Below are 19,524 nucleotides of genomic sequence, written 5' to 3' on the forward strand. Positions count from 1 at the left end.
TGTAATTGCGTCCCGGTACTAAATTACCCGGTTCGCCCATATCCCGTTCAAGGCAGGTGTTCAAGAAGTTAACTGCCCCTACTTGGTCTCTGTCTCCTTTCCATCCGCATCCCCCCTTATGAGGTCGGCAGTGGTAGCGGCGACCACTCGGTTTATTGAGCGTGCCGCATTGGGGACATTTCTGAGAGGTGAATCGCTCGCTGGCTTTCTTAACCTCAATACCGCCAGCTTCAACGAGCTTATCCGCCAAATATTTTGTCTGCGTAGGCCACTCCCACAGGCTGTTGCGCTTCACCTGCTTCATCCGGCGCTTTCCTTTCTTTCGCCCTTTGGGAATGTTGTCAAGTTCGCCAACGTAGAGGGTGCCAATCTTGTTTTCAACCGCCCAGTCCACAGCTGCTCTAGTGACGCAATGGTTAGCATAGTCTAACGCCCGACGCGACCGTGCAGAGAGTTGACGAGATGCTTTGAGTATCTTAAATTGCCGACGCGAGCGCTTCCTAAGAGGAACCCCTGGTTGTTTCTGCCCAATCGCTTCTAAGTCTCGTCCTTGACCGTCTTTGCCGTCCCGTCGCCTTTGGGCAACCAAACTCCGGACGTATTTCTCCCCAGACCCCGGCTTGGCGCGGTTCTTCTCTAGGGCTTTGTCTTGCTCATTCTTGCTGAGGTACTGACGAGCCTGCCCCCGCAAAGTGCGACTGCGTAAACGCCCAATCTCTCTGAGACGGCGATCGCGGACTCGTTTAACCGCGCAGATGTTGTTACCAGAAATCGTAGCCGTTTCGCCCTTCTGGTTAGCAATGACGATGGCTCGCTTCTGCCCAAAATCGATTGCACCAATTCCCGTTAGTTCAAGGTTCTTCTCAATATTGTTTTCACGGGTCAGATGTAGCCAGTATTCACCGTTCAAGGAGCGGGTAATTTTGGCATCTTGGAACTGTTGACCCTTTAACTTTTTCAGCGCCGGGAAGTTAATGGTAATCCCTTGATGTTGTTTATCCTTTGAGACGCAACCGAGCCGGAGACCTTCTTTCTTCCAACGGATTTCCTTCTTGTTGAAGACAATAGGAACGTAATTTCGATGTTTATAAGGTGGCTTAGCATTTGGATCGCCGCGCCTGAGATTACTCAAAAAACTCTTGAAGTTCCCGTCAAAGTTACGTGCAATAACCCCGACCGTTTGACCACTGAGCGTTACTGTATGTGGTTTTCCATCATATTCAATACTCAGGCTATACTCAGCTTTTGGCTTCTGCTGAGTTGTAGCTTCCACGACTTCTGCTAAACCTTTTCGCTTCCCTTTTGGGATTATTCTGTCAGTATATGTGCGAGGCCAGAGACAGCTTTTAGCAGAGTAAAGGGCTTGAAGAATTTCCCATGCAAGTCCGATGTCCCAACGCTGTTCGGCAGTCTCCCCATGCGGCTTAATGAGTGGCTTAGCTTTATTGAGTTCCCCTTTTTTGGGTGTTCGGGTGATTGGCACCATACAAGGGACAATCGCGTGCTGAACACCATCACCGTCTCGTGGGGCATCGATCCATTTTTTACTTTCGCTATCCCAAGTTTGAAGAGTACAGCTATCACCTTGAGCAGGAACTACCTCACACGCCAGACCTTTATGTTCTCTAATATATCGAGCGTGAGTAACCAGAATATTGGTCAAATCCCGTGCTGCCCAGGACATTAGCACCAGTTGTTTTTTAAGTGCCTTGCTTGGAGTGAACTTCAGTTTGAGTGCGCGGATAGTCATGATGATCCCGATCGCCTCTACTGGAAAAACGCTCAATAGGATGATGCGCGTGTCCTGAATCATAGAAATTTTGAAAGGCGACCGTAAATCGCAAACCCACCAGACTTAAATGTGAAGCTAAGCAGCTGGTGTGGGGAGATTACAGAAGCAGTCGAATAGTGATTCAGTGCGATCGCTCTTGCCATCGGGAGCGTAGTAGCCATTAAGCGGCAACAAATACCATCAAGTAGCATCAACAGCCAGCGATGAATCTCTGATTTAAGACTTACCAAGGATTACCAACGATGAAGTGACTCTACCGAACCAAGGGGGCTTCTTTATGCCTGTATTTGGGCTTTTAGAAGATGTCTCTTGCCATTCACAGAATGCCCATACTTGCTGGTTGAAGCCCATTGGTGACAAGTTAAGCCTGTATGGCATTTGTCAAGGGAATTTTATAAGGCTAAGCTGAATGTCTCTTGAGAGTAAAAACTATATGTTCCTTAATGTGTCGAGGATAAGTCTTTAATGAAAAATATAACGATTGAAAACTTGGAAGAAAAACTACGGCAGGCTATGCTAACCAGTGATGTTGCTGTGCTGGATGAACTGATTGCCGATGACCTGGTTTGGACGATGCATACAGGGAAGGTGGTCAACAAGCAATTCGATCTAGAAATGCACAGCTCAGGAATGTTTAAGTTCACTTCGTTGAACATTAGCGATCGCCAAATCCATATCTATGGCGATTGCGTCGTAGTCACCCTCAAAGTGGACGCTGCTGGAATCTACAACAGTCAGGCTTTCTCAGAAATCTATCGCTTTACTCGCGTCTGGGTACAGCGACAGAACCGTTGGCAAATCGTAGCAGGTCATGTCAGTCAAGTAATTCCTCTTTAATCCAATACCCTTGACAACTGCCACAAAGGCTTAACTTGTCACCAATGGCTGAAGCCTAACCTACCAATATCTAAATTGTCAGGTGGCTGATGGCGGAGGTTATCAAAGGCTCGGAGGCTTTTAGATACGAATCATTAATTGCCCTATTAAGGTGATAACTCTGTTGAGAGAACAACCGGGAAGTCACTTTTTATTTATGTTCATAGACAGGCTACAGTCTTACGCAGGTACTACCCACCATTTCGGGTTAGATAACCCCTTTTGAAGGGTGAGGATGGGCTTGGGTCCGAGAGACCTACCCTCAATAAAGTTCCTCCCAATGACTTTACCGGATGTATTCGCCAGCAACTGGATTATGTACCTTGAATCAGGTTCCGGCCACACGATGCGAAATATCTGGTTCGGCGCTGGGGAGTCGGAGTTCAAGTCTTCAACTGTGATCTGTACCAAATCTCCGTTGCTGGGAACAGTCCACGCCTTCAAGCGGTCGGACGTCTGGATCAGCACGTCCTCAGCACCTTCTGAGACCGGGGTTATCACCCACTTCTCTGTGTACTCCTTCTCAATGAGCAGCGCGAAGACCTTGCCGCGGTACACTCCCGTCGGGGCTGCCCCGTTCGGTTTCAGGATATAACTTCCATTTAGAGTAAGCATATTGTTATCTATCGCTATAAATGGATAGGGAAAAAATTTACCACCATCTCTAGCAAGCTTCAATTCCTGTAGAGTGGTTTAACTTTAGCCGATCTTTGAATCTAGATGAGCGAAGCATTAAGTTAATAACAATGCACTTCAGCAAAGGGCTAGAGTTTCCAATTGTGTTCATTTCGGGATTGGGTTATCTTCCACATCAAGATAGCCAACTACAACAAGAGGCTCGGCTGCTGTACGTTGAGATGACCCGCGCCACAGATCGACTCACACTGACTTATCACCGTGCTTCGGACTTTGTAACCAAAGTTGTTTCTTCTGTAGAGCAAGTGTTAAAGATAGCAGTTGTTGGTCTGAACATGAGGAAAACCAATCACTACGGTTCTAGTGTTCCCAAATTGTAAGAAGCGATCGCTGAACGCATAATCCGGGCATGGATTGTAGTGGACGGATAGATTAGTGATGCAAAAAGTCCCGGTCAAACCATGCCAAACGAACAATCCCGAAAGTGGTATCAGAAGAAGCGTTTTATTCTGCCCCTTATTGTATTTTTTCCACCGCTAGCTATTCCTTTAATTTGGTTTACCAGATGGACTCGCAGCGCAAAGATAGGAGCAACAGTATTATCGGGATTGATTCTGATGGCAGCGTTGGCTAGGCAGCCTGAAACGCCTCAACCAACCAGCTCAATCCTTGCATCTCCCCCAGTTGTTTCAGAGGTATCGCCAGCACCTTCTGAAAGCCCATCTGCGGTTGCCAGCCCATCTCCTGAGATTTCTAGCACGCCTGAATCGCAGCCCACTGCGTCTACTTTGGTTGCAGTGGAACCAGACCCAAACGACCGCGTTAACAAATGCGGGATAGTCAAGACTGAAAGCACGACGCTGAACGTTAGGCAGTCAGATAACGGCGACGCTCCTGTGATTGGCACCTTGAGCAATGGCGAACAAGTTACCGTAAAACATATTGGCTTAAAGTGGTTCTACGTTTCCGGTTCGTCGGTAACTGGCTATGTATCGGGTGAATACATCAGCGATTGCTCGGATATATCAGACCAAACTGAACCTACGCAGATACCAGAGCAGGTATCGCCGACGCCAGAGGCAGGAGGTCTAATTCCAATTCGCAATTCAATCTCAGGAAGCTGCCAGTGTCCATACGATACAGATCGTCGGGGTCGAGAGTGTGGAGGAAGGTCGGCGTACTCTAAGCCCGGTGGTGAAAGTCCCATTTGTTACAGGTAGTGATAGTCTGTGAAAATTGACATTTTCTAAGACAATCCTTACCTCAACAACGATGTCTCAACAACCCAAACCAGAACATGACATTACAACTCTAATGTAATGTCAATGCGCTAGACTCCCGCCAGATGGACTTCTAGCGGCACCCTGTAAAAAGTCTGTATTGTCTTAAAGAGCTTTTCAACCCCCATTCAATGTCAACCAATGGGGCATTGAATGGGGGCATCAACTTGTAGAACTTATCAATCTTCTAATTAAAAAGTTCAGACTGATTAAAGGGTATTAGAGATTTACTCACCCCTGGCGGACAGTGATCGCATCCACAGGTATCTAAAGAAGATTCCCTCTAATTGGGTTGATAAGAAAAATATTCTTATAAGCTGTAGTCGGCAATTGTCCTGCCTATCTACTAATACTCCAAGCAGTACCCGAAAGAACAGACTCCTGTCTTTCATTTTTAGTCGCTAAATTAACAGCACCATTCCCTGTCATACCATTAAGCCACCTGAAGTCTCCAGCACCTGCGTCACCAACACAATAAAGATAGTACCTATCAGGATAAAAGCTTTTATCGTAAAAAACCGCCCATACAGTTCCTGAAAGGGGGCTGTTGACCAAATTCACATCACCTCGTCTTGTTATACCATTTAGATATCGTGGGCCTCCACGCTCACTGCCATTATTATAAAATCTATACCAATTCCTCGGAGAATTTGGAATATCGTTAGTTGTATATACATACCAACGTGTACCCGAAAATGGAGGGTTGCTGAATGAATTAGTCATATTAACTATGCCATTTCCATAGGTTTGACCATTTAAATAAAAGAAATTCCGAACCCCCTTTCCTAAGCATGTAAGCGTGACAATAGAGCCGCCAATTAAATTTGTTGCTGGATATAGATCACCTGCTTCTGCTGGTTCGGACATAGTAGAGTTCATAATCAGACTGCTAATTGCTGAGAAGCCTCCTACAGAACTTACACCAGCAGCAAAACCACCAGCTACTCTTAGAATTTGACGACGAGAAAAATTATTAGTCATTTTGAATTCTTCACATTAGGAGCGGGTTTTAGAGGGAAATGGTTTGCCCTGCTTGAGTTAGCCGCTAGATAGGACTACCAGCGTAAGCTTTTACCTCCCCCACTACGTACTCGGCAAATAACTATCATTTTTATTCAATTCGTTACAAAACTTTACATTAGAAGATTCTAATCCAGGGGCTGGAAGGAACTATCGCTGGCGTAAACGTTTAGGGATTTTGTTATCTCAAAATCCCTTTGCGAGACAAATTTCCCACCTCCATAAAAACGGCTCAAACCTTTGTTCTATCGTGTCTCATAACCCGTCTTTTTATCTATGTCTCGTGAGACAACGAATAGATGAGTTATGAGACATTTTAATGAAATTGGATATTGCCGGGTGAGTTTCAATGACCAAGCTTTGAACTTGCAGAGGGATGCTCTAGATGGGACAAATAATTTTGCTACTGGTTGAGCAAAAGTTCTGACGGAATGGAGGGGGGTTAAAAAAATTAACACCCTTGGTAGTCTGCGATTGCTACCCCGGAAGATACAAACTGCTGCTGTCGTTGGGGCGTGCGTGCAAATAACGGCTGGTAGTTGCAACGCTCTCATGTCCCAGCGTCGCCTGCACTAAATGGATCGGAGCGCCCCTATCTAATGAATGCGAAGCATGAGCATGACGCAACCAGTGCGGGCTAACCTTTCTCTTTAATCCCAGCGCGTTTGCCCTGCAAAAGCCTTCACCTTCGGTACTGTTCGGGCGAGCGCTCAAAAGCAATCTCCAACTTGAGTTAGACACTAAGTAGGCAGAACCGACCTAACATTTGGGTTCAGTATCATCGAGGCAGAGTAGATGTCGTCCCAATTAAATCGCGATTCAGAAGAGCTTAAGGTACAAGGAACTACGTTGTTCGATCGCACTTTTCGAGACAGCGAGGGCAAGATTGTCATTGCTCAGATGCCTAATCTGCCGCTTCTAGTAGGGTTGGGAGCAAGCTTACTTCAACTCGTCTTGCCCAGCGGCAATCTCCAGACAGGATTTGATTTAGTGGGATTTGGTGCTTTGTTCACCTGGGCATGGCAGGAGTTGTTTGATGGGGTCAACTACTTCCGTCGCGCACTCGGATTGGTGGTCTTAGGGGGCATAATCGCGCTCAGACTCCATATCGTTTGACCTTCCAAACCTGAACTGGGGAAGCCGCGCAGTCAATACACAGGGAGCCTTTCAGGGGTGATGTGTCGCCAGATGTTCTCAAGAAAAGCTCTCTTCGAGTGCGCTCGTCTGAATTAATCTGTATATATAGGGCAGAGGGCAGCGCATATGCTAGACCAACAACAGGTAACAACTGAAGTTGAAGTTGAGACACACCCATTGGTCGTGCGGATGCGTCCAGTTATTGATTTGACAGATGATCAATTCTTTGAGTTTTGCCAAATCAATCGGGACTTACGCATCGAACGCACTGCTGAGGGAGAACTGCTAATTATGCCGCCAACTGGTTCAAGCACGGGAAACCAGAATGCTAAATTGCTTGTGCAATTAGGGGTTTGGGCAGAACGTGATGGAACGGGAGTTTATTTCGACTCTAGTACGGGGTTTAAACTCTCGCCAGATGCTCCTCCTGTCTCGCCAGACGCTTCGTGGATTAAATTAGAACGATGGAACGCCCTAGCTCCTGAGCAACAAGAAAAGTTTGCTCCTATAAGCCCCGACTTTGTGGTTGAACTGCGCTCAAAGAGCGATAGCTTAAAACCGTTACAGAGCAAGATGCAAGATTATATAGATAAAGGTGTCAAACTGGGGTGGCTCTTGGATCGCCAAAATCGCAGGGTCTATATTTATCGCCCTGGTGTCCCAGTCCAAGAACTAGACAATCCTGAAACTGTAAGTGGTGCCCCGGAACTCCCTGGTTTTGTTTTGACTTTGGGGCGAATCTGGTAGAAGCGCTCGCTCCCTAAAAAATCATTTCATCGAGTAGGCTTGAAACCTCAGCTTGGTCTTTGCCCCGGTTATCGTCATAAATCATTAGGGTATCTAACTGCCGATGGCGCGAAAGCTTTTGCACTTTCCGTACATTGCCATCGGTAGCGTCCAGTGCAGCGGTGATGGCACTGTGCCTAATGCGATGCGGTGACATTGTTTTCTTAATGCCAGCCTTGCCACAGAGCTTTACTACTATCTTTCTAATTCCGTCGCCAGTTAGCCGATGACCTGGTTTGGCATAGTCCAGGGAGGTAAACAACGGAGTATCGTCCAGCGCATCACCTCTAGCGCTTATCCATTGGGCGATTGCCTCTACCGTGCCCTCTGCTAAGTCAATCACCTCACGCTGGGTTCCCTGCCCTTTTCCCAGTATTCGTAGTGTCTTGGCATCGGGGTCAAAGTCACCGATATTCAATTGGCTGATCTCGTTCCGCCGCAGTGCATTTCCCCAGAGCAGCCTAAGCAGTGCATAATCGCGACTGCCTTGGACAGTAGAGCGATCGCAGACTGCTAGCACTCGCTTGAATGCATCCACATCAATTCCAGTGGTATCCCGATACTTCTGTACCTTCTCGCCAGATACATCTTCCAAGCCGTAGACACAGACGCCAATCTTCCGCCCCATTGATACCAGGCTTTTGATGGCAGCAAGACGACGGTTGACAGTCGCTTCCTTCAGTCCCTTTTGGATCAATGAAGCCTTGTACTTCAGCACCACGGATACGGCTTGGGTACGTTCGAGATGCAGAAATTCGAGTACCAGGTCTGGCGTGACTTCCTTGCCTGTCATGAATTTGAAAAACTGTACTACGTCCCTTTCGTAGGCGCGACGGGTGTTAAGACTTCGTTTGTCAGCCAGTAGTTGGGCAAGCACGTCCGGGTTAACGCTGGTATCAAAGGATGTGCCTATTTTCGCATCAAGCAAGCGGTCTAGGTTGTGCTGCGATGGGGTGATTTTCTGCATAGATAAGCTCTTGATAATCAAACTTTCCGATAGCACATGAGAAAAATTAAACCTCACCCGGTCATCATTCGTTCGGGTATGTCGCACTGCTCTCTCGACTAGGGGTCGATGTTGTGTCATTTTTTGACACAACATCTTGGAAACCCTGTTCCAGCCCAGGTAATACTTGAGTGCCCACACTTCAGCAAACTGGCGACTGGGAGCGATCGCTCTCCACCGCATGGAACTTTATTCCTCTTCTTCGTCCCAGTCCCACGCCCCTTTTTCTACTGCGTGAAAAAACTCTGAACTGCACTCAGGATGGGATGCGTATCCAGCCAAATTTGGATCGCCCCATCCAAGTTCAATCAGCACTTCAATTTCTGAAGAGTTGGCGATATGTGACCTGTTGTAGGTATGTGCCCAATCACTTTTAGCGGCAAACTGCTCCACATCCGATAAAGTTTTTCGGATAATGGTTTCCCCACCTCCTTTAACTGATACTTCCACCCAAATATCTAAGTCATTGGACGTGACATACTCAACCCAGAAATCTAAAACTTGTTGCTTGTGAGCTTTAAGGATTTCCATGTCACTAGGCAGGCACACCAATTGGTTATCCACCTCTGGCACAGTTAGAGCGCGATCGCCCAGAGCAACCTGTTTCCAGATAATGCCGCTAATTTGGTGTTTAACCTGGTATTCCTGAATTAAATCCCGGAAATCGTGATAAGCGGCAATACTTGATAATCCTTCAATTCCTAGAAATTGAGTGAGTTGATCCGCCTCTTTTAAGGCTTCCTCAGCACCTTCAACTGGGACATAAACTCTCTGCCCTTTCCCGCAGGCGCGGCGTTCTTGAGAAAGAATTCTAACGAGTTCTTCGGTGGTTTGAGGTTCTTGCATTTTTTTTTGGGGTTCCCTATTTATTAGTGAGTTTCAAGACTGGTAGAAAATTCGGCTAAGGGTGAGTTGCGCCCACCCCATCTAAGTTAGAAGCCGTATGCCGCCAAGATTTGAGCATTGCTGGCGTCGTGGACTTCCTTCTCAGCCATCTTTCGCCGGTACAGGTCTGCCGCCGCAGCTTCACGAGTTGGAAATGGCTGGTTATGGTTCGTGTACTTGTGAAGCCAGCCTTGAAGCGTCAGGCTTTCCCTTACTTTCCCTAAGAATTCTCGTTCGCTTGTATAGACCAGGTACTCAGGTGTCAGCGCACAACAGTCAGGGGTTTCGACGAACGTGAATTCCATTTGAGCTTCAGCCGATTCCAAGGCTGGCGTTGTAGCGTCGCATTCGATCGAGTTCTCGCTGGAGGTTGCGGGGATATCTTGGACCAACTCCAGCGATGGGGACTTTGGGGCTGGTACGCCGGAGCTGAATCCGGGGTGAGATTCCGCAAGTTGATTAAGTCGGTTGAGGTCAGCGCCCCAGAATTTAACTTCCCACCTGCCGCCGGTGATGCGCTTTGCTTTCCTGACTTCAACGCGATACCCCCAGAGTTCCAAAGCTTCAGCCCAGCGCTTAGCGAGTTGGTTGGTAGCACAGCCCAGGTAGCTACAGACAATCTCGCCACTGTGCTTCTGCTGATAACTGATTGTTGAGTTGATTTCCACGAGGGCAACGTAGGGGCGACCGCTTGACTCTGTGGCTGGAGTGACCCACGAGACTTTTTCCCCTGTATGCGGATTTTCGATTTGGATGAGGCTACCAGCTGGGATGGCTTCTTTGTCAGATGCTAGTGACAAGGTGTCACTAGCATCCTCTTCTCCCCCCTTATTGGCTGGTTCATCGCTGGGCACTGGGTCTGGTTCTGGCGCTAGGTCATCGCCGCTGCTGCTGTTGTCACCACCACCAAACAATCCCAGGACTGCGTTTTTCAGGGTAGCGATCGCGTCCGGTGCCAGTTCCTGAAACTTGGCAACGGCATCCTGTAAGCGCTGGATTGCCCCGTCAGCGATAGATTCGGCGTGGCTCAGTTGTTCGATACGTGCGCGACGAGTGGCGATGATTGACTCAAATTTGGCAATTTCGGATTCTAGGGCTGAGATGTCATTCTGAAATAGCATGGATGTGTAACTCCTTTTAGGGGTTCGTATTTAGGGCGATCGCTTTCTTTCCACAGGCAGGCGATCGCCCTTTTGATTTGGCGAGGCTTTTTAGGACTTCCCCCAGGTCACATCTGATTAAGCGGCTGCGGCTACTCGTTCAAGCTGAAATACCATCGCGGCTTTTGTAAGGTGCCGCCCTTGTCCCCTGACATTTCTCCAGGTGATGCCGTACTGAGCGCAGAGCTTGCGGAGTGTGCCTGAGTCAAGGGCGGCGAGGTCTACTTCAACTACTGGCTGTTCGATGACGGCGGGTTCGGGCGCTTCAACGTGGATGGGTTCAGGGGTAATCGCTTCCTCTGCCTTCTCCTCTACCTGGGGTGTTTCAGCTTGGAGCGTAATTTGCTGGGCGCGTGCCTTTGCCAGTACTGCCTCGCGTTGGCTCTTGGGTGCGAGTGCGGTTAAGTAGATGCCGTAACCGATGCCGAGCGTGATGTTTTTGATGGTGTTGAACATTGTCTTTTTCCTTGGTGTAGCGGCGGTTTCAGGGTTTGGCGTGTAGTGGTTGCCTTATGTAATACATAATAGCAAGACAGCAAAACAAATGCAATACAGTCTTGCATGACATAGGTAAGACAAATGATTTTAAAGCGGGAAGCTTCGTAATGCTTATATGTATGACAAGCAGTAAGACAACAGATAGGATTTGCAACGCACAATCGTATGACAAAAGCAATACACATCAATATATTTAGCTATAACTGTATTGCTTACCTGTAGGACAAAAGCAAGACAAGGTGATAGCATGGCAGGGTAAGACACCAATGCAAGACGCAAGACATGGAAACTAAATCAAAATCTTATCGGTTGCCAGTTGACCTTCTAGACCGTGTTGCGGCACTGGCAGAATCGGGGAATACTACGGAAACGAAAATAATTGTTAACCTGCTGCAATACTCCCTAGCAGCAATGGACAAGGGCGAGAATGTCTTGGAAGTAGCAGAGCAAGCAAGACAAGGCGCAAAACACACTCGTATTACGACGGCTGATATTGAGGGACTGGAGGATTTGCTGGAGCGGATGATTGGCGATCGCTTGGGGGAGTTAGTCGCCTGAGAAGCGAGAACGAATCTCTCAGGCAAAATCTAGGAACGCAGGCAGTAATTGAACGAAATACCAAGATTCAGGAGTTGGAGCAGCGTAATCAAGAGCTGCGGGTTAAGCTCACAGAGGTCAGGAAGAAATTAGTTGATGTCGAGACAGAGAAGAAAAATGACCAATATACGTTAGACGCGGTTCGCCTCAAGCTTCTCAACCTGGAAACTGAGAATGAAGCACTCAATCAAAGGCTGGACACGATCGCCTCACCCACAGCAGAAGAAACTGTGCCGACTGGTATTCCCGAAGTGGCAGTACAGGGCGATGCCGAGATTGAAAAGTCAGAGGATGCGATCGCCCTTCCTGCTACGACTTCTCCCCAGGTCGAAGCAAGTGAGCCAGGTGAAGTAACGGACAAGCCCCCATGCCCAAACTGTGGAGAGGCAGTGAGGATTCGGAATAATGGCATCCGCAAAAACAGGGACGGCATCCCCATCTCCCAGCGCTGGCGCTGTAACAGTTGTGAAAAGAGTTGGTCGGAAGTGATCGTCGCTGAATCAACAACTGCATCCTAGCCATCCATACAAGACAGTTTGTTGCAATTCAGAGAGGAAAAATATCTAGGTGCTAAGTTTGGGGCGTTTTACCCAAACCTAAAACCAATGAAGCTTATCCCCCCTTGCCTTACATTGTTGATTCTCATCCTTGCTGGTTGCTCTGTTGAAGGCTATCCTGCGAAGGTTACGCAGTCCGAATATGGAGAGCAATGGCCTTTTACTGTGGCAGAGGGGACAATTGACTGCAATCCTTCGGTAGATAACAGTGGCAACCCTTCAGTAGATAAGAGTGACCGCGATGTAGTGCTAAGAGTTGGAGAGGATGTTTACGCCGTGAATAGCAAGGCTAGAAGTACAGCACAGAGAACAGGACTGTACAAGGATCTAGCAGAAATCTGGCGCGATCAGCCTGCAAATAATGGTGGCAAGGTAGCCATACCAGATAAGTTAATTCAACAGGGTCTAAAAATCTGTGATAACCAGGAGGTAGTGACAACTCAGCGATACTTCCAACAATAGACATCAAAAAGCCCCCACCAAAACGGCAGAGGCTTTTTTTGCCATTGGACCCGACCTCTATAATTCGCAAGAATCGGGTTAGTTAAAGCATTCTGGAGCTATGAAGTCTTGGCGAATCCAGCCACGAGCGCCACTTCTTGGAAAACCAACTCTGTACCAAGAAGAACCTTGGCGATCCTCGGCGACTGCTAAATCTTGAGGGGTACCACCGGAGGTTCGTAATATGTGAACGCGATCGCCCACCAGTCCGTAGCCTTTCTGTTGATAGTTTGTGCTAGGGCCGGTACGCAAATTAATCCGCGTCCCTGGGGTTTTACCAGTCAGCGTTGCCGCGCAATAAGACATTTCACTCTGAGGAATTTTTGACTGTGCAGAAGCCGGTGCTGCTGACAGCATCAAAGTAGCTACAAGCCCAGTGAAGGCAACTACTTGAGTTTTGACTAAAGCACTCTTAACGATTCTCATATTTTCCCTAAACTAACTAATTTAAGACTTTCGGCAGATTGTCCAATCTCCGGTTATGTTTTACTCCAATAGAACTTAAGCTCTTTCCAGGAAATTAACCTGTGGGATGTGCGATCGCCGCTGAATCAACAACTACATCCTGACCATCCTTGTAAAACAGTTTGTTGCAAGCTGGGGAGGAATAATATCCGAGTGCTAAGTTGAGGGCGTTTTACCCCCCTCGTCGCCATGAAACCAAAGCCGATCTATTTCTTCCTCGCCGCCGCTGCCGCCTTCGCCGCCTATTTTGTGAATAAGTCTGTTGAGCTACCCGAACCCTCTCCGGTAGCTCAACCAACGCCTAACGGGGATGGCAAAGTGACGCAAGCGGAGTACGGAGAGCGCTGGCCTTTCACCGTACCAGAGGGAATAATTGACTGCGTTTCTCGTGCTGATGTAGTGCTGCGAGTTGGTGAGGATGTTTATGCAATTAATGGCACAGCACGAGGGAAAGCGAAGCCGGGAGGAGAGTACAAGGATTTAGCCCAAATCTGGCGCGACCAAACTGCGGACGTTGGCGGCAAGGTGGGTATACCAGGTGAATTGATGGAAAAGGGTTTGAAAATTTGTGAAGCTAAAGCTGGAACGTAGCAACAAGTCAGCGATCGCCTTACTAAAATTGACAACTAACACAATAAGAACTGAAACTCCTATCACAAAAAGATAAGAGTTTTTTGTTCGTTTCGTATAATGGAATTAGCATATATAAGTATTACTAAAAACAATGGAAGGAACCGAAGAAATGATGGCAAACATATTGAAAATATTTGATATGTCTCGCCACAACAAAGAAATGCAAAACTACATAATAGACCTAACTAAACGCTGTTTATTAATATTTCCACCGCTCATTTTTACCCTACTAGAAGAGATAGAAAATAATGGCGGGTACTGACGTTCGCATTCTGATAACAGCAGTTGATAACGCCAGTAGGGTATTAGATTCAATTGCGGGCAAGTCGGCTATGCTCGGCTTGGGCATGGAACGTACCGGGCAATCTTTGGCGAGTGTCGGGCGCGGGATGCAGTCAGTTGCCGACCCCATCAAGGGCGCAATCCAGTCCGCCATGAGCCTAGAGTCAGTCATGGCTGACGTTAACAAAGTTCTAGGTGCCGAAGAAGTGGCAGCGGCGGGTGTTGGCAAAGGACTAATGGAGATGAGTCGCCGCATCCCCATGACCGTACAAGGGTTGGCAGCTATTTCAGCAGCAGGGGGTTCGTTGGGACTTCCCGCCAAGGAGGTCTTAGGTTTCACTGAAGTTGCAGCGAAAATGGGCATCGCGTTTGATATGTCCGCTGACCGAGCCGGGGTAGCGATCGCTAAGCTGCGAAACGTCTTCTCGCTTGACACGAAGGGCGGCGTCAAGGAAGTGCAAGCATTAGGCGATACTATCAACGCGCTTGAAAACGACATGAGCTTGAATGCTGCTGACGCGGTTGAAGCGATGACGCGCATCGGCGGTACGACCAGAACGTTTGGGCTAAGTGCCGACCAAGCGGCAGCACTAGCATCCAGCATTATTGCGCTAGGAAATGCCCCAGACGTAGCTGCTACTGCAATTAACAGCATCTTGCCATCGCTGCAAACTGCTACAGGGGGGACTAAGGCGTTCAAAGACGGACTCCTGATGACTGGCATCTCGGCAGAGCAGATGAGCGAGATGGTCAAGAAGGATGGAATGGGTGCGATCAATTCCCTACTGCAATCCTTGCAGCGACTTGACCCAGAAGGCAGAGCGTTGGCGATCAAAAAAATGTTTGGCGCTGGCGCTGACGCACGGGCACTGAATACACTCGCCAACGATGCAGGCCAATTGACAAAGGCGCTAGGGATTATCAACGATAAAACCAAAAAGCAAGGCTCAATGGAGCGAGAGTTTGCAAGCCGTAGTGCCACGACTGCGAACTCAATCCAGCTTCTTCAAAACAACCTAGCTGAGATTGCCATTACTGTAGGCTCGGTGCTACTGCCCGCACTGGAGTCAGTGACGCGGGCGATTATGCCGGTGGTGCAAGGATTTGCAAGCTTCGCCCAAACTTACCCAAACGTTACCAAACTGGCTGCCGCTGCCCTAATTGTTACGGCAGGGATTGGGGCTATTATCGTCGCACTAGGAACTGTTATCAGCTTCGTTGGGGCGGCGATCGCTGGGTTCGGTACTCTCGCCGGAGCATGGGCGGCAGCATCGGGTGCGATTGTCGCAGCTACGGCATGGATTGCCAGTGTTGGCGGCATTGGGGCGATTGTCGCATCGGTAGGAACAATTATCACTACCGCCCTAGGAGGAGCAGCCGCCGCAGTCGGTGCGCTTGGATTACCGTTTATTGCGGTAGCGGCACTGGTCGCAGGGGCAGCATTCCTGATTGTTCGTAACTGGAAACCAATTAGCGCCTTCTTTGTTGGGTTGTTTACCAATCCCATCGCCACACTCAAGAGCGCTGCCGCGACAATTGGGGCGCTGTTTTCTGGTTTACCGGGTCGCGTTTTACCTTCTCTGCGGGGGCTAGCTAGCAGCGCGGGTGCAACTTTTCAGGGAATGGGACAAGGCATTGCTTCAGCATTCAACTGGGTTGGCGAACAAATAGCGGGTTTTTGGCGCAGGATTGGTACGGCGTTGACACCTGTCGGCGCGGTCATTAAGTCATTGTTTGAGGGTTGGCTCACCATTGCCCTCGCTCCTTATCGGTTCGCGTTTGGGTTTCTGGTGGGGTTATTTCAGCAGCTAGGTCAGGCGATCGCCCCTAGTTTATCGGGATTGGGCGGCATGATTGCTGGGGCACTAGCTCTCGTTCGCTCGGCAGTGAGTGGAATTGTCGCAACGTTTACCGCCATGAGTGCGGGGGTCAGGCAGTCGATTGGCGGAACTGCTAGCCAAGTTAGTGCTACCTTCCTGGGAGTCACCGCCGTTATCAGGAGTGGACTTGACCAAACGGGCGCAATCTTCTTGAGATTCGTCGCCACAATCCGGGGTGTCTTGCAGACTACCCAAGCGCTGGTGAGCGGGTTTGTCGGTGGTGTAATGACTACCGTTGGGGGAATCGCTACCCGCGTCAGTGCCGTGATGAATAGTATTGCCTCGGCGGTCGTCGGTTTCATCGCCCAGATTGTCGGGCAGGTGCAAAGCGTCGTAACTGCTTTCTCCACGGCTCAAGCTTCCGGTCAGTCAATGGGTGCGGCAGTTGGCGCGGCACTGGGGCAAGTCATCAATATAATTGGCAGCATCATTGCGCGGGTAGAACAGATACCCCAGGCATTCGCCAGTATTGGCAGTCAAATACTCGCCAGTATCAATGCCGTAGCCTCCCAGATGTTCAACGCCGGGGCGAACATGATTGGGCAGTTGGTCGGTGGTATCCAGAGCAAAATTGGCGAGGCTACCAGTGCCATGAGTAACGCTGTCGGGCAGATGCGAGCCTACCTGCCGTTCTCCCCTGCCAAAGTAGGGCCGCTCAGTGACTTGGATCGAGTTGACTTCCTAGGAACAATTGCCCAGAACATTACGCCCGTTCCCCTAACCAGTGCAATCCAAGCGGCGATGAATGCTGTGCAAGGCGCGATCGGCAGTGAGATTACGATGCCGCCGATGGCACAAGCGTTAAGTGCGATCGCTCCTACCGGAACAATGGCAGGAATAGCTGCTGAAGGTAGCGCGGGCACTCCAAGCGGCACGACCATGCCTGTATCGTCCCAGGGGGGAGTTTTACAAGTTGATGCCAGCATTACCGTCACGATCAATGGCGACCCCACATCACCGCAAGTTCAAGAGAGTTTGCGATCGCAGCTTGAGGCGCACCAGTCCACGATTATCCGCATTATGGAGAACCATCAGCGCAATCAGCGACGGACAAGTTACTCCTGATTACCGAGAACCCAAAAACTACCGGGCATTTTTCTGAGTTCAATATTTACGTGAGGAGTAGCACGATAAGTACCATCCGTGTCTTGTAAAAGATCGATTTCGTGGTTTACCTGAACCACTAAAAACCACTCGTCCTCATTCTCAAAACCTTCAGATTGAATCCTCACGAACTCTCCAGCGCGGGGAATAATAGATAGTTCTGTAAGCATAGGTTTGTACTGACTTTCCTGGTCAAAGACAAAACTTACAGTTACTTGCTCCGTGTTCATTTTTTTTCTCTTGATGCACCAAAAACAGCATAGATTGCATTGGTGATTCCAATACCAACGAAGAAGCCCCCGCTTGGAAATAGCAGGGGCTTTTTGATGACTCGGACCTTTGGGATTCTACATGGCTAGCCTTCCAAGCAATCCTTAAATTTCTGCATCAACTCCAGGTCACCATACCGACGCAGCACGAATGCGATCGCTTTCCTAGCCAGCCGGTAGCGTTCGGGTTTTGTTGCCTTCAACGTTTCCTTGATAAATCTCCCAGTCGGTAGCTCCGTATCCTTCAACATGGTCAAGAGCTGCTTTTGGGGTGGGAATCCCTGCCCTTCTGGATACGTATCCGGCGTATCCCCATCGCCTGAATCGTTTGCTATGCCGTCATCGTGGTTGGATACGCTCGTATCTACCGTATCCCGTTCTGAGTCATTGCTGGATACGTTTGGCGCTGTCGTATCCTCAGCCGTATCCCGTTGAAATGTCGCTTCTAGGCGTCGTCTTGCCGCGTCCCAAAGGTCATCTGGGGAACTGTCCTGGGTGGGTTGAGAAGTGCGATCGCTATCAAAAACATCGGGATTTCCAACAAGCGATCGCAGGTCTGGAACGGATACCCGTCGCTTCTCATCCGAACCGGGCATAGCCAAATCACCAAATCCTGACGGCTTCCATCCATCTGCTGAGCTTGGATCGGCTTCGGGGATTAAGTGCAAAGTTACACAGCCACTCGATTTAAGTAACTCAGATAATCCACGGGGATTCCCAAACATTGCCATACTGTCATGCTGTGCCGTCACCACCGGGAAGACTACTGCTTTGCGGCACGCGACTAACATCTTCTGCCAAAACGCCTGAACAAACTTTTCATCCCCATCCAGTAAGCTTGCCCACTCGCCGCACTCTTCCAAAATCAAAGTAATTGGATAGTGATTGTAGGTTCCCTCCGGTTGGTTCTGGTACTCGGTGTAACGGGATTCAACGATGGAAAGCACCTTCTCCATCCCCTTTCGGATACTGCCCCCTCGCTCTTTATCGCTGGCACCAACTCCATAAAACTTGCTGCCCTCAACTAAGTGCGACTCCAGTCCGCGATACATCCCGTGCTTTTTATGGGCATTGATAACGATAAATTTGTGACCTTTGTGGAGTCGATAACGAATCAACCCGCCATTGACCAGCGTCGTTTTACCGCTGCCTTGACCGCCGATAGCTTTCAGGAATCCAGCCAGAAGGATAGGAGCTATTTCACTTTGTTGTAAAACGGTAGTTAGGTTAGGCGATTGGGGCGATGCTTGGGGAACAGGCGCGGGTACTTCCTGAGTCGTGGATGCGATCGCTTCCGTGACGACTTCAGCTTCCAGCGCCTCTTGGTACGGTGCGAGTACAGCGTAGGACTGTTCAGCCGCTTGAAGCATTGCTTGCTGGTTAAACGCCTCAAGTTCAATCTGCGCCTGTATCCGGGCTTTTTGCAGGGTGACGCCTTCCCAAAGGTTTTGATACTTCTGCTTGCTGGATTCTTGGGAGGAAAGACTTCGTGCCAATGACATCGAGGCACCAAACCCAGCCACAGCTACCAGTGCGCCGCACAATTTCCATCCTCCAGCGCCAGGGGTGCGCTTTACTTGGGCAGCGCTCTGATTAACTTGTATCCAATCGGGTACTGAGCGTTGTTCGCAGCCTGTAGCAGTCGGGTGACAATATTCAATCCTGCCGTCGAAGTGCCCAGCCGTCCCGACTGACGATCCAATTGTGCCAACGGCGAAGGCACCAAGCATGACCAACTTCGGATTCATCAGCGCGACCTCCCCATGAATATAGATAAGGCGATCGCGAACAAGCCCAGCCCCATTCCGATCCAAATTAGCGGGTTCACCATTGCGATGAGACTGGTGATGGCATCCCAGAAACCGGCGATGACTGAGGCAGCAATCGCGAGTCCAATGACTGCGGCTTCCCGTTTATCCCCTCTGACTGCAAAGGCGATATAACCAGATGCGATCGCAAGTAGCAGCCCATAGGTAATGAGCATCCCTGGAATCAATCTGGATAGCAGTGCCAATACCAATCCACAGCTAAAATACAAGCCAAATTCTGATAGGTTCCCAGTCGCTTTATAGAAGCGAACTTGGTTAGTTTCTGGGGTTTCGTCTTGAAAAAAATCAGCCTCGTGGTGAGGCTGATGATTGTTGAAATTAAGCATCAGCT

At 49.1% G+C, this 19,524-nt stretch carries 21 protein-coding genes and 1 pseudogene; 10 read left to right on the forward strand and 12 right to left on the reverse strand.

Annotated elements, in window-relative coordinates; genetic code table 11:
• A partial coding sequence (locus NDA03_RS26000) for a transposase (RefSeq protein WP_348239572.1) occupies positions 1-1,813 on the reverse strand: 1,813 nt, incomplete at its 3' end.
• Between the two features lie 444 nt (positions 1,814-2,257).
• On the opposite strand from NDA03_RS26000, the gene NDA03_RS26005 reads away from it, so the two are divergent.
• A complete protein-coding gene (locus NDA03_RS26005) occupies positions 2,258-2,629 on the forward strand; it encodes a nuclear transport factor 2 family protein (protein WP_348239573.1) in 372 nt (123 codons plus the stop codon).
• Positions 2,630-2,848: 219 nt separating this feature from the next.
• Here the strand turns inward: NDA03_RS26005 and NDA03_RS26010 are convergent, their stop codons facing one another.
• Entirely contained in the window at positions 2,849-3,346 is a 498-nt protein-coding gene (locus tag NDA03_RS26010; RefSeq protein WP_348239574.1) for an I66 family serine proteinase inhibitor, read from the reverse strand.
• A 32-nt stretch (positions 3,347-3,378) separates the two neighbouring features.
• On the opposite strand from NDA03_RS26010, the gene NDA03_RS26015 reads away from it, so the two are divergent.
• The gene (locus NDA03_RS26015) at positions 3,379-3,684 is read left to right on the forward strand and encodes a 3'-5' exonuclease (protein WP_348239576.1); all 306 of its coding nucleotides are present in this window, start codon (positions 3,379-3,381) and stop codon (positions 3,682-3,684) included.
• A gap of 81 nt (positions 3,685-3,765) precedes the next feature.
• Positions 3,766-4,524 carry an SH3 domain-containing protein gene (locus NDA03_RS26020; RefSeq protein WP_348239577.1) on the forward strand — a complete coding sequence of 253 codons (759 nt, stop codon included), beginning with the start codon at positions 3,766-3,768 and terminating at the stop codon, positions 4,522-4,524.
• Positions 4,525-4,923: 399 nt separating this feature from the next.
• Here the strand turns inward: NDA03_RS26020 and NDA03_RS26025 are convergent, their stop codons facing one another.
• Positions 4,924-5,565, reverse strand: a complete 642-nt coding sequence (locus tag NDA03_RS26025) for a hypothetical protein (RefSeq protein WP_348239578.1) — start codon at positions 5,563-5,565, stop codon at positions 4,924-4,926.
• Between the two features lie 516 nt (positions 5,566-6,081).
• Positions 6,082-6,261: pseudogene (locus NDA03_RS26030) on the reverse strand (tyrosine-type recombinase/integrase); the annotation flags it as partial.
• A gap of 138 nt (positions 6,262-6,399) precedes the next feature.
• Between NDA03_RS26030 and NDA03_RS26035 the strand changes: the two are divergent.
• Both NDA03_RS26035 and NDA03_RS26040 read left to right on the forward strand, forming a co-directional pair.
• Complete coding sequence (locus NDA03_RS26035) at positions 6,400-6,720, forward strand: hypothetical protein (protein ID WP_190428434.1); 321 nt, start codon at positions 6,400-6,402, stop codon at positions 6,718-6,720.
• 147 nt (positions 6,721-6,867) lie between these two features.
• Positions 6,868-7,488 carry a Uma2 family endonuclease gene (locus NDA03_RS26040; RefSeq protein WP_348239579.1) on the forward strand — a complete coding sequence of 207 codons (621 nt, stop codon included), beginning with the start codon at positions 6,868-6,870 and terminating at the stop codon, positions 7,486-7,488.
• A gap of 13 nt (positions 7,489-7,501) precedes the next feature.
• Here NDA03_RS26040 and NDA03_RS26045 read toward each other — a convergent pair whose 3' ends face one another.
• From NDA03_RS26045 to NDA03_RS26060, 4 genes are all read right to left on the reverse strand, one after another.
• Positions 7,502-8,494: a tyrosine-type recombinase/integrase gene (locus NDA03_RS26045; protein WP_348239607.1), complete on the reverse strand. Its 993-nt coding sequence runs from the start codon at positions 8,492-8,494 to the stop codon at positions 7,502-7,504.
• 228 nt (positions 8,495-8,722) lie between these two features.
• The gene (locus tag NDA03_RS26050; protein WP_348239580.1) at positions 8,723-9,379 is read right to left on the reverse strand and encodes a hypothetical protein; all 657 of its coding nucleotides are present in this window, start codon (positions 9,377-9,379) and stop codon (positions 8,723-8,725) included.
• Positions 9,380-9,465: 86 nt separating this feature from the next.
• Positions 9,466-10,539: a hypothetical protein gene (locus NDA03_RS26055; protein WP_348239581.1), complete on the reverse strand. Its 1,074-nt coding sequence runs from the start codon at positions 10,537-10,539 to the stop codon at positions 9,466-9,468.
• Between the two features lie 117 nt (positions 10,540-10,656).
• Positions 10,657-11,034: a hypothetical protein gene (locus NDA03_RS26060; protein ID WP_348239582.1), complete on the reverse strand. Its 378-nt coding sequence runs from the start codon at positions 11,032-11,034 to the stop codon at positions 10,657-10,659.
• Between the two features lie 324 nt (positions 11,035-11,358).
• On the opposite strand from NDA03_RS26060, the gene NDA03_RS26065 reads away from it, so the two are divergent.
• From NDA03_RS26065 to NDA03_RS26075, 3 genes are all read left to right on the forward strand, one after another.
• Positions 11,359-11,634, forward strand: a complete 276-nt coding sequence (locus NDA03_RS26065; protein ID WP_348239583.1) for a hypothetical protein — start codon at positions 11,359-11,361, stop codon at positions 11,632-11,634.
• A gap of 74 nt (positions 11,635-11,708) precedes the next feature.
• Complete coding sequence (locus tag NDA03_RS26070; RefSeq protein ID WP_348239584.1) at positions 11,709-12,191, forward strand: hypothetical protein; 483 nt, start codon at positions 11,709-11,711, stop codon at positions 12,189-12,191.
• A gap of 87 nt (positions 12,192-12,278) precedes the next feature.
• Positions 12,279-12,692 carry a DUF2511 domain-containing protein gene (locus NDA03_RS26075; RefSeq protein WP_348239585.1) on the forward strand — a complete coding sequence of 138 codons (414 nt, stop codon included), beginning with the start codon at positions 12,279-12,281 and terminating at the stop codon, positions 12,690-12,692.
• A 78-nt stretch (positions 12,693-12,770) separates the two neighbouring features.
• Here the strand turns inward: NDA03_RS26075 and NDA03_RS26080 are convergent, their stop codons facing one another.
• A complete protein-coding gene (locus NDA03_RS26080) occupies positions 12,771-13,157 on the reverse strand; it encodes an SH3 domain-containing protein (protein WP_348239586.1) in 387 nt (128 codons plus the stop codon).
• Between the two features lie 228 nt (positions 13,158-13,385).
• On the opposite strand from NDA03_RS26080, the gene NDA03_RS26085 reads away from it, so the two are divergent.
• The gene (locus NDA03_RS26085) at positions 13,386-13,787 is read left to right on the forward strand and encodes a DUF2511 domain-containing protein (RefSeq protein WP_348239587.1); all 402 of its coding nucleotides are present in this window, start codon (positions 13,386-13,388) and stop codon (positions 13,785-13,787) included.
• Between the two features lie 290 nt (positions 13,788-14,077).
• On the forward strand, positions 14,078-17,056 hold the full coding sequence (locus NDA03_RS26090) for a phage tail tape measure protein (protein ID WP_348239588.1): 2,979 nt from the start codon (positions 14,078-14,080) through the stop codon (positions 17,054-17,056).
• Here the strand turns inward: NDA03_RS26090 and NDA03_RS26095 are convergent.
• From NDA03_RS26095 to NDA03_RS26105, 3 genes are all read right to left on the reverse strand, one after another.
• Positions 17,047-17,325: a hypothetical protein gene (locus NDA03_RS26095; RefSeq protein WP_348239589.1), complete on the reverse strand. Its 279-nt coding sequence runs from the start codon at positions 17,323-17,325 to the stop codon at positions 17,047-17,049. The two genes, NDA03_RS26090 and NDA03_RS26095, sit on opposite strands and share 10 nt — an antisense overlap.
• Before the next feature lie 125 nt (positions 17,326-17,450).
• Entirely contained in the window at positions 17,451-19,112 is a 1,662-nt protein-coding gene (locus NDA03_RS26100; RefSeq protein ID WP_348239591.1) for a hypothetical protein, read from the reverse strand.
• Complete coding sequence (locus tag NDA03_RS26105; protein WP_348239592.1) at positions 19,112-19,519, reverse strand: hypothetical protein; 408 nt, start codon at positions 19,517-19,519, stop codon at positions 19,112-19,114. The genes NDA03_RS26100 and NDA03_RS26105 overlap by 1 nt, the downstream gene beginning before the upstream one ends.
• Positions 19,520-19,524: the final 5 nt, after the last annotated feature.

The sequence above is a fragment of the Trichocoleus sp. Lan genome, from assembly GCF_039961855.1.
Taxonomy (GTDB): domain Bacteria; phylum Cyanobacteriota; class Cyanobacteriia; order Cyanobacteriales; family FACHB-T130; genus FACHB-T130.